The organism is Sporomusa intestinalis (genome assembly GCF_055383785.1).
The window spans coordinates 1,534,763-1,549,724 of the sequence record NZ_AP042390.1 but is presented as its reverse complement, the minus strand read 5'-3'; the positions used below and the strand labels follow the sequence as shown (position 1 = coordinate 1,549,724).

At 46.7% G+C, this 14,962-nt stretch carries 12 protein-coding genes; 2 read left to right on the top strand and 10 right to left on the bottom strand.

What is annotated here, in order from left to right; translation table 11 throughout:
• Window positions 1-72: 72 nt before the first annotated feature.
• Complete coding sequence (gene rnhA, locus ACZ481_RS06995; RefSeq protein ID WP_464769446.1) at window positions 73-798, bottom strand: ribonuclease HI; 726 nt, start codon at window positions 796-798, stop codon at window positions 73-75.
• 237 nt (window positions 799-1,035) lie between these two features.
• Here rnhA and ACZ481_RS06990 point away from each other — a divergent pair, with 237 nt between their 5' ends.
• Window positions 1,036-1,701, top strand: coding sequence for a hypothetical protein (locus ACZ481_RS06990; protein ID WP_464769445.1), 666 nt, complete (start codon window positions 1,036-1,038; stop codon window positions 1,699-1,701).
• 323 nt (window positions 1,702-2,024) lie between these two features.
• Here ACZ481_RS06990 and ACZ481_RS06985 read toward each other — a convergent pair whose 3' ends face one another.
• The 8 genes from ACZ481_RS06985 to ACZ481_RS06950 form a co-directional block, all read right to left on the bottom strand.
• Complete coding sequence (locus ACZ481_RS06985) at window positions 2,025-4,052, bottom strand: hypothetical protein (protein ID WP_464769444.1); 2,028 nt, start codon at window positions 4,050-4,052, stop codon at window positions 2,025-2,027.
• A gap of 272 nt (window positions 4,053-4,324) precedes the next feature.
• Complete coding sequence (locus ACZ481_RS06980; protein ID WP_464769443.1) at window positions 4,325-5,131, bottom strand: response regulator transcription factor; 807 nt, start codon at window positions 5,129-5,131, stop codon at window positions 4,325-4,327.
• Window positions 5,124-6,827 (bottom strand): sensor histidine kinase, encoded by a 1,704-nt coding sequence (locus ACZ481_RS06975; RefSeq protein WP_464769442.1) that lies wholly within the window; start codon window positions 6,825-6,827, stop codon window positions 5,124-5,126. Before ACZ481_RS06975 ends, ACZ481_RS06980 begins: the two co-directional genes overlap by 8 nt.
• Window positions 6,828-7,038: 211 nt before the next feature.
• A complete protein-coding gene (locus ACZ481_RS06970; protein WP_464769441.1) occupies window positions 7,039-8,703 on the bottom strand; it encodes an ABC transporter permease in 1,665 nt (554 codons plus the stop codon).
• Window positions 8,700-9,800, bottom strand: a complete 1,101-nt coding sequence (locus ACZ481_RS06965) for an ABC transporter ATP-binding protein (protein WP_464769440.1) — start codon at window positions 9,798-9,800, stop codon at window positions 8,700-8,702. Before ACZ481_RS06965 ends, ACZ481_RS06970 begins: the two co-directional genes overlap by 4 nt.
• Before the next feature lie 145 nt (window positions 9,801-9,945).
• Window positions 9,946-11,007, bottom strand: a complete 1,062-nt coding sequence (locus tag ACZ481_RS06960; RefSeq protein WP_464769439.1) for an extracellular solute-binding protein — start codon at window positions 11,005-11,007, stop codon at window positions 9,946-9,948.
• A 220-nt stretch (window positions 11,008-11,227) separates the two neighbouring features.
• A complete protein-coding gene (locus ACZ481_RS06955; protein ID WP_464769438.1) occupies window positions 11,228-11,731 on the bottom strand; it encodes a hypothetical protein in 504 nt (167 codons plus the stop codon).
• A gap of 137 nt (window positions 11,732-11,868) precedes the next feature.
• Entirely contained in the window at window positions 11,869-12,588 is a 720-nt protein-coding gene (locus ACZ481_RS06950; protein WP_464769437.1) for a class I SAM-dependent methyltransferase, read from the bottom strand.
• A gap of 270 nt (window positions 12,589-12,858) precedes the next feature.
• Between ACZ481_RS06950 and ACZ481_RS06945 the strand changes: the two genes are divergently transcribed.
• Window positions 12,859-14,424 (top strand): ATP-binding protein, encoded by a 1,566-nt coding sequence (locus ACZ481_RS06945; RefSeq protein WP_464769436.1) that lies wholly within the window; start codon window positions 12,859-12,861, stop codon window positions 14,422-14,424.
• A gap of 40 nt (window positions 14,425-14,464) precedes the next feature.
• On the opposite strand, the gene ACZ481_RS06940 is transcribed toward ACZ481_RS06945, so the two are convergent.
• On the bottom strand, window positions 14,465-14,953 hold the full coding sequence (locus ACZ481_RS06940) for a GNAT family N-acetyltransferase (RefSeq protein WP_464769435.1): 489 nt from the start codon (window positions 14,951-14,953) through the stop codon (window positions 14,465-14,467).
• Between the last annotated feature and the right edge of the window lie 9 nt (window positions 14,954-14,962).

Sequence of the window (14,962 nt, the reverse complement as noted above, 5' to 3'; positions counted from 1 at the left end):
GGCTTTATTATCTGAAGCCGTACTGTTTTTTGTGGGCAAGGCTAAATATCAGGCAGGGGGGATTCTCTGTATTTAGCCCCGCTTCTTACCCTGCCAGCCGTTTTTTTCAGCTTCGTTCATCGCCGCGCCGACTGCCAACTCGTCACAGCGTTCATTCATGGGGTTGCCATGATGTCCTTTTACCCATCTCCACACTACCCTGTGAATACTGTTTAACCGGTCAAGCTCCTGCCACAGTTCTTTATTAAGCACCGGTGTACCCGCTTTCGTGATCCAGCCCGTCCTTTTCCACTTTTCGACCCAGCCTTCGGCAAACCCTTTGCGTAAATATTGACTGTCAGTATGCAAAATGATGTCAGCCGGCTGGTCAAAGAATCGCAGGGCCTCAATAGCAGCCTGCATTTCCATGCGGTTGTTAGTAGTTGATAACTCCGCACCAACCAATTCCTTAACAGATTTACCCACCTGGATAACCGCAGCATACCCGCCAGGACCACCCGGATTCTGTAAGCAGGAACCGTCTGTGTAAATAATCATTTTACCTTCGTCATATTCTTTTTGCGGCTGAGCTGGAGCCGGTGGCGGAATCGCCTTATCAACTTTACGTTTTTTTGACTTTTCAGCAAGAATCGCACTGGTCTGCGAAGGTCCGGCAAGAAAGCCCCTGGCCTCCGCTTCAGTCGCAAAGCCTTTAAAACCAGCTCCCGGATATCCATCAACCTGTGCCTTGCACTCTTCCCATGTCCGGTAAATGCCCGGGACACGACCAATTTTTACAGCATAAAAACGCTTGGCCATTACGTCTCTCCTTTTCCTACATAGTACAGGCTACCTAAAGCATTAGCCCCGAAAAATTGACCGCTGTCTATTTTTATTTAAAACATAATCAGAATCCACTCAAAGCAACCTGTTAAGATTTATTAAACTTTCTAATTCTCAGCCTTGAGAGTGTACTGAAATTAAAACTCCAAAATCGGGAAGATTTTTCGTCTTTCCACCGTTATAATTAAGCTATAAATTGAGGGAGCTCTGAATATGACAATAAAGAAAAAAACATATTTTAATCCAGGTTGCGCCTTAAGCATTTATAAGCCTGAAATCGAGAATAAAATAGTAAAGTTTTTAAATGAAAACTACGGGCTGACTGCACTGCATAAGATATGCTGCCGCCATGAACCACAGCTAGAGGCAGGCTCGTTGATTATTAATGTATGTGCCGGCTGTGACAGGCGTTTCAGAAGCTTATATGACGGCATATCCACAATCTCTTTATGGGAAGTGCTTGATGGCTTGGATGCATTTCAATATCCAGACTACCAAGGTTTGCAGGTGTCGGTACACGATGCCTGTCCTGTACGGGAAAAACCGCAAGTACATCAGGCTGTTCGAAATCTGTTAAAAAAAATGAATATTGATGTTGTGGAAACAAAGTGTTACGGTACTCAGTCCATATGCTGTGGCGACAATTTTTATCCGGCGCTGCCAGTGGACAAGGTTCATAAAAAAATGCAAGCCCGAGCAGTTTCAATGCCTTGCGAGGCCGTTTGCGTTTACTGTATTTCCTGTATCAAAGCAATGTATATTGGTGGCAAAACACCGCGCTATTTGCTTGATCTCCTGCTGAAAGAAACAACTGAGCCGCAAATATATGATACCGTGCAGTGGCATGTCCAGTTACAGAACTATATTGATAAACACTGAATGCCTCTATAGTCCCGGAAAATATCCGCCATAAAATTATGCCTCCGTCCCGGTCTTCTGTGTAAAAAACTTATGCATAGAATCGCCTGTGGTTACAAACACACTCTCTTCAAATTTCAATGTAAGGATAAGAAACTCCTGCCATTTCCCTAGGACGACAGAAGTCTTATTATAGCAATGCAGACCGCATGGATAATACAGTGCGCCTGGCTAAGCCGTAATCGGCAGCCAGGCGCATCTGATATCTCCTGCCCCGGCAGGCGGTGAGCCAAAACGGAGCAAAGCGATTGCCGTTGTTGGGTGGTTCTCAGCTCGTAACGGCGTTAAGTCAATCTATAGACAGACCATACAGTCCCTGTCGTAGCGCCGCCGATGTCAATAGAAATGGTCAAGCCATCTGAAACATAGAACAGACCGATAACATCACCTGCGTTCAATTCAACTTCTCCGGCTATTGTAACTGTACCATTACCTAGTATTGTTCTCAATGTTAATACCAGCGCTATATTAACATTTAATAAGGGAAACAATCCACTAATTAAATCTGTTGTTGTCGGACTAGTTCTCCGAACTACAAAGGAGGGGTTAATACCTGCCCCAAGAGAAACGCCAATCGCGGCCGTGGTAGAATAGTTTATGGTTGCTTGAATAGAGTAAACTCCGGTAGCCGGAACTGTGTAGGTTCCTGTCGTTTCGTCAAAGTTAACGCTATCAAAATAAGGCGAAGTGACAGTCCAAGCACCTAGTTGCGAGCTTCCAGAAAGCGCAATTGCAGGAAGGAACGCGGAAAATCCTTCTTCAGCTACATTGGGGCCGGTTACACCTGTGGCTCCGGTAGCGCCTGTAGCTCCGATATCACCGGTGGCTCCTGCTCCGGCCAGCAGTATATAGTCCGGCGAGGTATCAGGCGTGCCTGACGGCGGGGCCGTTATTACCATAAAGGTACTGCCATTGTACGTTACCACCTGACCTACAGGATAGGTGGGTGACGTGACGGGGTCAAATTCCACAACCCCTTCCATACCCACTCCGGTAGCCCCGGCAACACCTGTTTCGCCGGTGGCTCCCGCCCCGGCCAGCAGCATATAGTCCGGCGAGGCATCCGGTGTCCCTGACGGCGAAGCCGTTGTTACCATAAAGGTACTGCCATTATAGGTTACTACTTGATTTTCAGGATAGGTTGGCGAAGTGGCTAAATCAAATTCTACAGCCCCGCCTAAACCGGCCCCGGCAGGCCCAGTGTCCCCTGTAGCGCCCGTGGCCCCGGTAGGTCCCGTATCACCCGTGGCCCCGGTAGGTCCTGTGTCACCTGTGGCCCCGGTAGGTCCTGTGTCACCCGTGGCCCCGGTAGGTCCCGTATCACCTGTGGCCCCGGTAACGCCTGTGTCACCCGTGGCCCCGGTAGGTCCTGTGTCACCCGTGGCCCCGGTAGGTCCTGTAGCCCCGGTAGCTCCGATATCACCGGTAGCCCCCGTATCGCCTGTTGCTCCGGTGTCACCTGTGACTCCGGTATCGCCTGTGGCCCCGGTAACGCCTGTGGCTCCGGTATCGCCTGTGGCCCCGGTAACGCCTGTTGCTCCAGTGTCGCCTGTGGCCCCGGTAGCTCCTGTTGCTCCAGTGTCGCCTGTGGCCCCGGTAGCTCCTGTTGCTCCAGTGTCGCCTGTGGCCCCGGTAACGCCTGTTGCTCCGGTATCACCTGTGGCCCCGGTATCACCTGTGGCTCCTGTGTCGCCTGTGGCCCCGGTAGTACCTGTGGTTCCGGTATCACCTGTGGCTCCGGTATCACCTGTTGCCCCGGTATCACCTGTGGCCCCGGTAGCGCCTGTAGCGCCGGTGTCACCTGTTGCCCCGGTGTCGCCTGTTGCCCCAGTAGCGCCTGTAGCTCCAGTGTCACCGGTTGCCCCGGTAGCTCCGGTATCACCGGTAGCGCCAGTGACGCCTGTTTCTTCCGGAACTTCAACTATTGTCAAATATGCTTTATTGGTTACTAATGTCGAGTAAGACACAGAATTGACAGTTCTGTTAACCAAGCTTAATGTGATTGGTACGCTTTCAACCTGTAGCAATGCAAAACCGACAACTTCACCTGTTTTCAAGGGGGTTTCCCCTGAAATTTCATCTCCCTGCGAGGTAACAATAGCAAAGCTTATACCAATGCTTCCCAGCGTGGACTGGGTTGCCACCCACCAATTGACAAGATACCGCCCCTCTTTGTTAATAGTTATAGTACCTGTAGCTGGATCATAACTTACCAGCCCGAAACTATCCAATATAGTATCAAAAATTACATTGGCATTCGTGTTGACCACTCCGCCCAACTGTCGCGTGAGCTGTAAACCTATGGTATCCACATTATCCCTCCATCACAATAATAAATGAAGTATCACTCAAGTTTAGTAGACTTAATTACAATATCATATGATTTATTATGTGAATTGTTAACAATTTGTTTTTTTAAAATGGCTGAAAGAAACAAATACTGGGCAGCCAACTATGCAGAAGAATAACAAATAAACCGAATAAAAATTAAGTAACAAAAAATATCAATAATTAAATCATCACCGGCCCCTCGTCTTTGCCCATAAGCCGAAGGACCGGTGATGATATCTTGGCATCTATTCTTCTATTGATCACTGTTTTCATAATCCCAGTTTGCCCCCATGGCCTCCCTAAACCGGCGGGGCGAGCAGCCAATATATTTTTTGAAAACCAGGATGAAGTACTTATAATCCTGAAAACCTACGTTTTCAGCAATTTCATATATCTTCAATCTATTCTGCTTAAGGAGTTCTACTGCCTGCAGGACACGGTATCGGTTCAAAAAGTCGTTAAAGGTATAATTGGTTTCTTTTTTAAACTTGGTATTTAGATAGGTGCTGGAAATACCATGCCTCTCGCTGAGATCGTTGATTGATATTTTCTGAGAATAATATAATTTAATATACTCAAGCATTTTGACGGTATATTTGCTCTTATCGGTATAAGAGATATGGATATCCATGCTTTTATCCGCAGATATCCGGTCAAGCTCCTGCAGGTAATTTCGTACTTTTCTGTTGTTTTCAATTTTATTAGTCAATTTCTCGATCGTCTTGTAAAGGTGTTCAAAATCGACCGGTTTAAGCAGATATTCGGTGACATGCAGCGTGATCGCCTTTTTTGCATATTCGAATTCGCTATAACCTGATATAATAATTGCCTCATACTGGTATTCGCCAATGCTTTCCTCCAGCATTTTCAAACCGTCTTTGCCTGGCATTTTTACATCAGTGATTACAATATCCGGGCGGATTTCCTTTATCTTCGCCAGCCCCTCTTCACCATCTGTCGCTTCGCCGGCAACAATGCAGTTTACTTTCAGCCAGTCGACCATAAAAATAAGACCTTTCCGGATGATGTCCTCATCTTCTACAACCAAAACCCTATACATTGTCATTCTCCAGTATAAGCGGCAGCTTAAGCAGCACCTTCATCCCCTGGCCGGCGGACTCTAAGGTGAGGCCGAATGCTGGCCCGTACAACAACTGTACTACCCGGTGAACATTATACAAACCGATGCGCCGGGGGGTCGCGTTATCATCATTAAGCACAGCCTGCAGCCTGACAAGCTGTTCCTGGTCAAGACCGGGGCCGTCGTCTTCGACGCAGAGCACGAGCTGACTATTGAACATACGGCCGGTAATGGCAATGGTAATTTTTTTGGCCTTTTCCAATCCATGAACAATACTGTTTTCCACTATGGGTTGGATGAGCAGTTTGGGCACCTTACAGGCCAGGATGAAGTCTTCCATGTCAATACTATATTCTAAGCGCTGATTATGCCGCATTTTTTGTAGCAGAAGATAATCCTGCACATAGCCGATATCGGTTTTTAGTGATACGTGGGTACTGCCTAAATTAATACTGTACCGCATAAGATTAGCAAAGGCAACTACCATTTTGGCGGCCTGGTCCGGGTTGATCAGAATTTCATAACGCAGCGCCTCCATAACATTAAAGGCAAAGTGGGGATTAAACTGTTCCTTCAGGTGTTTTACCTCCATCAGGCGCTTCCGTTCAGCCATTTCGTTATTGCTCTGCAGCAACTGCTGAACCCTGACCATCATGCCGTTATAATTGTCATACAGCATCTGAAACTCCTCAAAGGTCTGGGACTTAATCCGGTAATTGATATTGCCTTGCCGGCATTCATTAACAGCATAAAGCAATTCGTCAATAGAACCGAGATGTCTGGCCGTTACCTTCTCCGCCAAAAAACGCAGCAGCAGCAACAGTATTCCGCTGATACCAAAAAGGAACAAGCCGCCAAACAGAACAATCTGTTGCTGCTTGGCAACAGAAATCATAGTAATGACCCGCATATTGCTCGCCGGCAAAGTAGACGTCGTGACATCATACGGCTTTTCATCAATAACAATGGCAGATTCACGCTCCGGGCCTTCCATATACTTGCCAAACGAATCGATCATCAGGCTGTTAGTAGAAAAAATGACATTATTAAAAGCATCGGTTACGACAATAATATCGGCATCCCGGTTGCGCATAAAAATGCCAAGACTATCTTCCTGCAGGCTAAAGGCCAGATAACCTGCAAGCTTATCCTGATCTCGCACCGCTTGTATGAAAGTTAAGGCAGATTTCTGACCATGCGCAAAGGGCAGCGGGATCACGCCGCTATAGGTCATCCCGGTATCAGCAGCCAACCGGCCTAACGTTGCCTGTACTGTTCTGTTCGCCGAAAAAAGCAATTGATTGGGCTTATAGAGATTGGTGGCAACAATGCCGCCTGCCGGATTTAGCAATACAAAATTGGCCTTAAGTTTCTGGCCCAGGGAAAACCCGTATAATAGCTGATTGACCTCACGCAGATTATCCTGTGTCAAAAGAGCTCTTTTTAGTGCTGCATCGTCCGCTAAAGCCCTGATGCCATTTTGATAGGCAGACCACTGCTCAGCCAACAGGCTGCTTACCTGCTGATTGCAATCAGCGTTTGCTTTCACGACAAACAGACGGTAATTCAGCAGCATAACAGCAATGAACAGGGTGAACATCACGCCAATCAGGACAACTGTATAGCGGACAAATACGCTCTTCATATATTCTTTGAAAGTTACGGCTTTTCCCATGCTTTTCCCATCTTCCTGTACTTAGTAATCAGTCAGCCAGTCCTGCTCTCATTATAAGAAAAGACGGGACTTATGCCAAGCCCCGCCGGCCGCCGGCAGATACTCTGTGCCTTTTAGGATCTAGGCATTCTTACACATGACCGGAAACCCGGTACTCCTGAACATGTAAAACAGGGTTCCACTACTGAAACCCTGTCGGTAGTCAAGTATTTTACAGACTAATGTCCCGTTTGCCGGTCAGCCTGTAAAATATGAGCAAGGAAAGAATCGAGGTAATGGTAAGAATCGTGGAATAAGCTGATGCATTGCCGTAGTTACCGCGGATAACCTCCGTGTAGATGGCAATGGTGAGTGTCTGGGTGCTGTTGGTATACAAAATAATGGAGGAGCTCAGCTCGCTGATAATCGTTACCCAGCTCATAATCGCCCCGGCGAAAACACCAGGCAGCATCATCGGCACAGTCACTTTGGTGAAGGTTTTCAGTTCCGAGGCACCCAGCGAAATGGCCGCTTCTTCCACACTGGGGCTGATCTGGCCGATAATGGCGGTGCTGGACCGTACTGTATACGGCAGCCGGCGGATGGCAAAGGCAATGATCATAATCAGTGCCGTCCCGCTCAGGAGAACAGGCGGATTATTAAAGGCGAACAGGAAGGCGATTCCCAGCACGGAGCCGGGCACGATATAAGGAAACATAGTAATCGTGTCCAGCGTACTGTTTAACAGGTTTTTCTTGCGTACCGTCAGATAGGAAATCAGAATTCCGAACAGGACGATGATCGTGATACTGATAATGCCAAGGATATAGGTATTCCAGATGACATCATTATCTTTGGCCAATAAGGTCGCCTCATAGCTTTGCCAGCCAAAGCCGCCGGTAAATACCTGCCCGCCATTGCTTCTTAGGAACGAAGTATAGATAACCACTACCTGCGGTAAAATAGCCAGGCCCACCACCAGGTAGACAAAGGCATGGGACAGCACATTTTTCACCCCGGTAAGCGGCTCGGCCATTAATGGTTTGAGCGCCGTCATCGCATAAGTATTGCGGTTCGCCCAAAAACGCTGCACAAAAAACAGCAGCAGGGTCATCATAATGATGATTACACATAAGGCGGCGGCAAAACCGTCATCGCCCCCGACTTCACTCATAAATTGCGTGTAAATGAGTACCGGCATGGTCTTAAAGCCTTCGCCAATCAGCATCGGTGTCCCAAAATCAGCAAAAACACGCATAAAAACAAGCAGGGAACTAGCCAGCAAAGTGGGCATGATGAGAGGGACAATAATCCTGGCAAGCCGCGCAAACCGGCCGCAGCCAAGGCTTTCAGCCGCTTCGTTCAGAGAATTATCCAGGCTTTTCAGTGCTCCGGAAACGTACATGTACACAAGCGGAAAAGACTGGAGCGTAAATACAAGAACAATGCCAGTAAAGCCATAAATACCGTCAAAGGTAAGGCCGAAAAGCTCATTAAGCAGATTTGTCACCATACCGTTGCGGCCAAGCAGCTGAATCCAGGCATAAGCGCCAATGAAGGGCGGCGACAGATAGGAAATTACAATCAGAATATCCAATAGGCCGCTCCCCCTGATTTTTACACTGCGCATCACATAGGCCATGGGCAGGCCGAGCAGCGCGGCCAGCAAAGTGGCACAGGCTGTTACCTTGAGGCTGTTTACCATTGTGCTCCAGTAAAACTTTTTGGTAAAGAACTTGGTTAAATACTCGAGGGTAAAGCTCCCCGAAAGGGGGTCAATGACGCTCTTGCACAGCACTAAGACGAGGGGATAAATAATAAAGAGCAGAAATACGGCCAGAATGATCAGGCTGAAAGAAGTCCACAGGGAAAAGCGTTTTTCACTGGCGTATTTCATTGCTTCCCACCCTTAATCAATGTGTTTTTACTTTCATTGTCAAATACGTTGATCTTCTGCCGCTTTACCGTGAGGAAAACGGTGGTGCCGTCGGCAATTATCTCCTGGCCTCCCTGGTCCTCAATGACTTCATATTCCCGGCCATTTGCCATTTTGACGAAGTAATGGGTATTCAGGCCCAGAAATACGCTGCTTTTAATAATAGCCGGCAAGCCTTCGCCGTTTGTATTGATCCGGAATTCTTCCGGCCGCACCGACACCAAAACCGTCTGCCCGTCAGCTACCGCCTCGCTGATATTCTCCATCACGACCTGGTAATCATTATTAAATGCAACCAGAACGCTGCCGTCCTTAGGCCGGACAAGCCTGGCCTCAAGGATATTGGAGAGACCGATAAAGGAAGATACGAAAATATTGGCCGGGCGCTGATAAATATTTTTCGGTCTGTCAATCTGCTGAATAACGCCGTTATGCATAACCGCTATTCTATCGGAAATCGCAAGCGCCTCTTCCTGATCATGGGTGACATACACGGTTGTAATGTTAATCTGACGCTGAATGTTTTTGATGGCATTACGCATCTCTACCCGCAATTTGGCATCCAGATTGGACAGTGGCTCATCCATTAACAAAACCTCCGGATGGATGACAATTGCCCTTGCCAAGGCCACGCGCTGCTGCTGGCCGCCGGAAAGCTTTGCCGGCATGCGTTCCTTGAGATGATCGATCTTAACAATTTTTAAGATCTCATCAACCTGCTTTTCAATATTCGGCTCCGGAAGCGCCCGCATTCTCAACCCAAAAGCGACATTATCCTTTACCGACATGTGCGGAAAAATCGCATAGTTTTGGAAAACCATACCCATATTGCGCTTGTTGGGGGGGATGTCGTTAACGATCCGGCCGCCGACTTTTATCAGCCCGCCCTCTATCGAATTAAAGCCGATAATCATCCGCAACAGCGTGGTCTTCCCACAGCCGGAAGGCCCCAAAAGGGTAAAAAACTCGCCTGGCTGGATATTCAGCGATAACCCGTTAATGATCGTATCGTTGCCATATTTCTTAACTACATTCTCAATATCTATCGAAACGCTCATCCTGATCCTCCTTTAAAAATCCTGCACCGGCTTCAGGTTGTGGTCACTGCCGCTTCAGGTTATGGAAAAAAGGCCATTGCCTTAAACGTTAGTCGCAATGGCCCTTCGTATTAGCGCTTATACTTTATCATGACTAAGAAGGCGATTACTTTATAGTTTTTTCGAGATGTTGATTCCATTTCGCGGTAATGGCGTTCTTATTGTTAGCAACCCAAGCTTCGTCATAATTACTGAAAAGCTTGATGGACGCCATCGGCGTCATATAGCCGGCAAGTTCCACATTCTTGCGCAGCGGGCGAACAGTCAGTTCTTTGCCGGCCTGTTCCTGAACCTTTTGTGACAGCATATAGTCTACAAATTTCTTGGCGTTCTCTGGATGTTTGCAGCCCTTGATGATTTGCACCGATTCACCGGGGAAAATAGCCCCTTCCCGCGGGAATACAACCTTAACGGGCGCTCCGTTTTTCACATAATTCGCCGCCGGGTCTTCCCAGGTTAAGCCTACGGTATATTCGCCGTCGGCAACCCCTTTATGCACGCCGCCGGAGCTGTTAAGCATCTTGCCATTCAGGTTGGCAATGAATTTATCGACAAAAGCCCAGGCCTCGTCTGACATCGGATCGCCATCTTTACCCATGCCGTACAGCATCGCCATCAATGATTGGAAAGCGGAACTGGAATTAGCTGGATCACCAAAGGCGATTTTTCCTCTCAACGCCGGATTGAGAAGGTCGGCAAAGCTATCAATCTTGACATCGCCTGCCAAGTTGGTATTAACGATAAACACTGTGGGGTCGGCAAAAGCGGCTGAAAAATAACCGGATTTATTTTTAAACGCCTCCATCATATTAGCATCTTCCGGGGAAACATACTGCATAAATAAATCCTTCTGGGACTCCAGCATTGTTTGGTCGGCAGCCCACAAAATATCGCCCTGGGGGTTGTTTTTTTCTGAAGCAACCCGTTTTACCAGCGGGCCTGTACCGGCCACAATCACCTGCACCTTAATGCCGGTGTCCTTTTCGAAGTTGGGAATTACAAGATTGTTGAGACTTTCACTGCGGGCAGTATAAACAGTTAAGACCTTTTCTTCCGGTGCGGCTGATGATTTTGATTTTTCCGCTGTATTTGAGCCACAGCCAGTAAGGATCGACCCCAGCAAAGACATAGCAAGCAAAACCGGTACTGCCTTTTTGAAACCCTTCACACACTTCTCCTCCTTAATTTACATAAATCGAATTAAAAGTTTTCTAACATTTTAATCATAACTACACTTAGGCAGGTTGTCTATCCGATAAAAACAAAGCAACATCCAAAATTCATAACTGGTGCCGCCTAAAAACAGGGACAACGACAGCCTTTTTATGCAAAAAAAGAACTGCCCGGCATCTGTTTGGGGCAGCTCTCCGAAGAACTAGGTTTGGCCGCTATTCATTTGTCTTTTTGCCGCCATATGCGGCTGTTCCAATCTCAGCAACTTTTGCGTTGCCCAGATTTTCTCCCAGGTTTTTTATCGTTTCCCGCATTTTTTTCTGATAGTAACCTGTAAGGGCCAACATGGTGGTATCTGTTAAAAAGCTGGTTTTGACGGACTCCCTTGTACTCTCGTCGCTGTCATTGGCCGCTACCGGCTGAGCCGGGCTGGCCAACGCACCATTATTGCCGTTCCCTTCCATTTGGTCCGGTCCCCCGGCCTTCTGGCCGTCCGCCGTTTTTTTGTCCTTAGCTTCCGTCTTTTTTTCCGTGCTCTCGCCAATTAGAATCCGCATGTTTTTACCGATAACTATATAAGTGTATATCTTACCGCCTTCCCGAACAGTAAGATACTTCCAGCCATTCGCGCTGCCGCCCGTATCCCCGGCGGTCTGATTGTCCAATTGCCTGTAGATGGACTGATTTTTTGGCACTGCCGAAACACCGTTACCATGCATGCTACTAATCATCTCCCGCGAAAAAATACTCTCTTAATTAAATATCGTATTTTTCAGGAAATTGTTAAGTAGTACACTCTCTCAAACCAGACTCAGCAGCGATCTCGCAAAAACCGGATACAACATTCTACAACAACTCATGGCTTCCTGGCTCTTACAAATAAAAAGTGCGGTTTCTTGAGCAGCCTTTCATACTCCTTAGGCTGTTCCTCTTTAAACTTTTCCGTTGGCAGAGGCTCCTGCAGTTGCTCAATTATAAAACCTGCCTCAAGGACAAAGGCGATAATGGCACTTAACGGCCGCCTGTAGAAATTGACCGTCACACTGCCGTTAGGCGTTTGCCATTCGTCAGTCAGCAATTCAGTGAGAAAATAGTTTTCTTTGTTAAATACGGCAAAATCCATAAACGGATGATGAACAGAAAATATGAGAATTCCTTCCTTTACCAGGATTCTGTGAAATTCACTCATTACACCGGTCCAGTCTTTTAAGTAATGCAGCGTCAGTGAAGAAATTATGATATCCTGGGATTGATCCCCGATAAAGTCAAGCGGTTTGTTTAAATCGGCCTGAACGATCTCCGCCCGGTCGCCGACCCTTTTTCTGGTCATCTCAATCATTCGGGGGCTGAAATCCAGGGCCGTGACGGCCGCGCCTCTTGCCAGTAGCCACTGGGTGTACCAACCGGCCGCACAGCCTGCATCGACTACCTTTTTGCCTGCAACCACGGGCAGCAGGGACAAGGTAGCCGGTCTTTCATAGTAAGCATTATAGCTTTTGTTATCAACACAGTGAAAGTAGTATTCAGCCATGCTCTCATATGCAGCCAGTGAAACAGAGTCGCTATCAATCTCCATAATATTTCACCTCTTTGTCTGTTTTGCGCCGCAAATAATCATTGGCGGCTGCAAGGCGTGACAGATATTTATCATACCGCAGTATACCCCATATTATATAATTGTACAGGTTATAATTTATTAAAAAAAGGAGAAATCATACTTTTGTGGTATATTAAAATGTAAATAATTGTATTAGCAGGAGAATTTATGGATCTTTTCTACATAACGATAATTAGCGCAATAGCCGGCACACTATCAATGATATTTATATATATTCATTTATATTTTATGTACCGTGAACGCCATATTGGCCTCTGGGCAATTGCCTGGCTCCTGTTGTTAATGCGCAATATATTTTTTGATTCCGGAATATTTGACTGGAAACAATCCATAGTATATTTTTTACTCTATCAGCTATTGTTTATTGGCTGTAGCCTGACCTTTGTCTGGGGCACTTATCTCTTTATTGGCAGAACCTTTAACAAATTCTGGCTATATGGAGCGATCAGCGCCTCTTCATTGAGTATGGTATGCTTTTTATTATTGGCCCCGATTACTTATACCCTAATCCTGCCCACCTGGTTCGCCGGCATAGTGCTGGCCTGGATAGCCGCCGTTTTCCTCCGGGAGGTGGAGGTAACCGGACTGGGACGAATCATAACCGGTGTCGCCTTCACCCTCTGGAGCCTTCTCACTATAGCTATGCCATTTTTTATTCAAGCCTTTCCGCTCGCAATAACTATCACCAGCGGCATTCTGAGACTGATAATTGCCATTAGTACGGTAATAGTATTTTTAGAAAAAAGCCGGCTGGATTTAATCACTAAGGAAACGCAATACCGGTTGCTTGCGGAAAACGCAGCCGATACCATCTATTTCTATCAAATCCAGCCTACAGCCAGGCTCCAGTATGTTAATCCGGCGGTTCACCTGCTTACCGGCTATACGCCTGAAGAATATTATAATAATAACAGGCTGGTTTTTACTTTAATACATGCTGATGACCGGCGCTTGCTCGAAAATTTTATCTATGATTTTCCCAAAACGATTGAGACAACACTAACATTACGGTTGGTGAGAAAAGATAAGGCAATCCTGTGGATCGAGCAAAAATGCACAGCTATTTATGATAGTCATGGTAAAATTGCTGCATTACAGGGTATTGTCCGTGATATTACCCCCCGCAAGGATTTAGCATCAGATCGAATGACAATGGTAGGAAATATGGCCGCAACGGTCGCGCATGAAATCCGCAATCCCATGACCACCGTGCGCGGCTACTTACAGCTTATGGGAAACAAGGAAAAATATCAGCCTGATAAAAATAAGTTTGAGCTAATGCTTGAGGAAATCGACCAGGCTAATTCCATTATTAATGAATACCTGGCTTTATCACAGGACAAATTTGCAAACTTTGAGCTATGCTCCCTAAATACGGTCATTGAGGCGTTATTGCCCCAGATTGAGGCCGATGCCGCTGCGGCTGCTGTGTCTGTAATATCTGATCTTAATGCCATCCCCGACCTGCTTGTAGATGAAAATGAAATTCACCAGTTGCTGTTGAACCTGGCGCGTAATAGTATTGAGGCTATGCCGGCAGGAGGCAATCTGGTTATTAAAACCACCCATGAGACCGGTCAGGTTATTTTATCTGTCAGTGACCAGGGGCCAGGTATTCCTGCTTATATACTTGATAAATTAGGCACCCCTTTTATTACTAGCAAAAATACCGGCGCCGGTCTGGGTATTCCTATATGTTACCAGATAGCCCATAGGCATAATGCTCTTATTAAAATTAATACCGGTGCTGAAGGAACTACCTTTTTAGTTTACTTCAATACCACATCAGCCTAAACTGAAATCGGCCTTAAGATTTTCAGGCTGCACTTTTTCATTACACAACAAACTTATAAAACCTGGTATCCACCTTCATTACAGGAAATCGGCCGGGTAATGACTCCTGCGGGATTTGCACAAAGCGGTTTTTTTCATAAAACCGGTGGGCCGCTAAAAATTTCTCCGTCGTTCCCAGGTAAATTTCCCGCATCTCCTGTTCACGGGCCCAGACCAGTAATTCGCCGAGCAACAATGCTGCTGTATTATAAACCTTGCCTCTATAAGCGGTTTTCACAAACATTTTCCTCAGCGCCCCCTGCTGATTGCCAATATCGATCAGGGCAATCGTGCCTACAAGCTCGGTACCGCAACTGGCCAGCCAGAAATTGCCACCGCCTGACTGATAAAAATGGGGAATATCATTTAAATCCGGCTGATCTTCTTTGCCTATGGGAATATTGAATTCATTTTGCTGAATATGGAGGATTAACTTAACGACTTCCTCCTCAAATTCCGGCGAGAACTGGCGAATACTAATGTTTGGCAATGGATTATG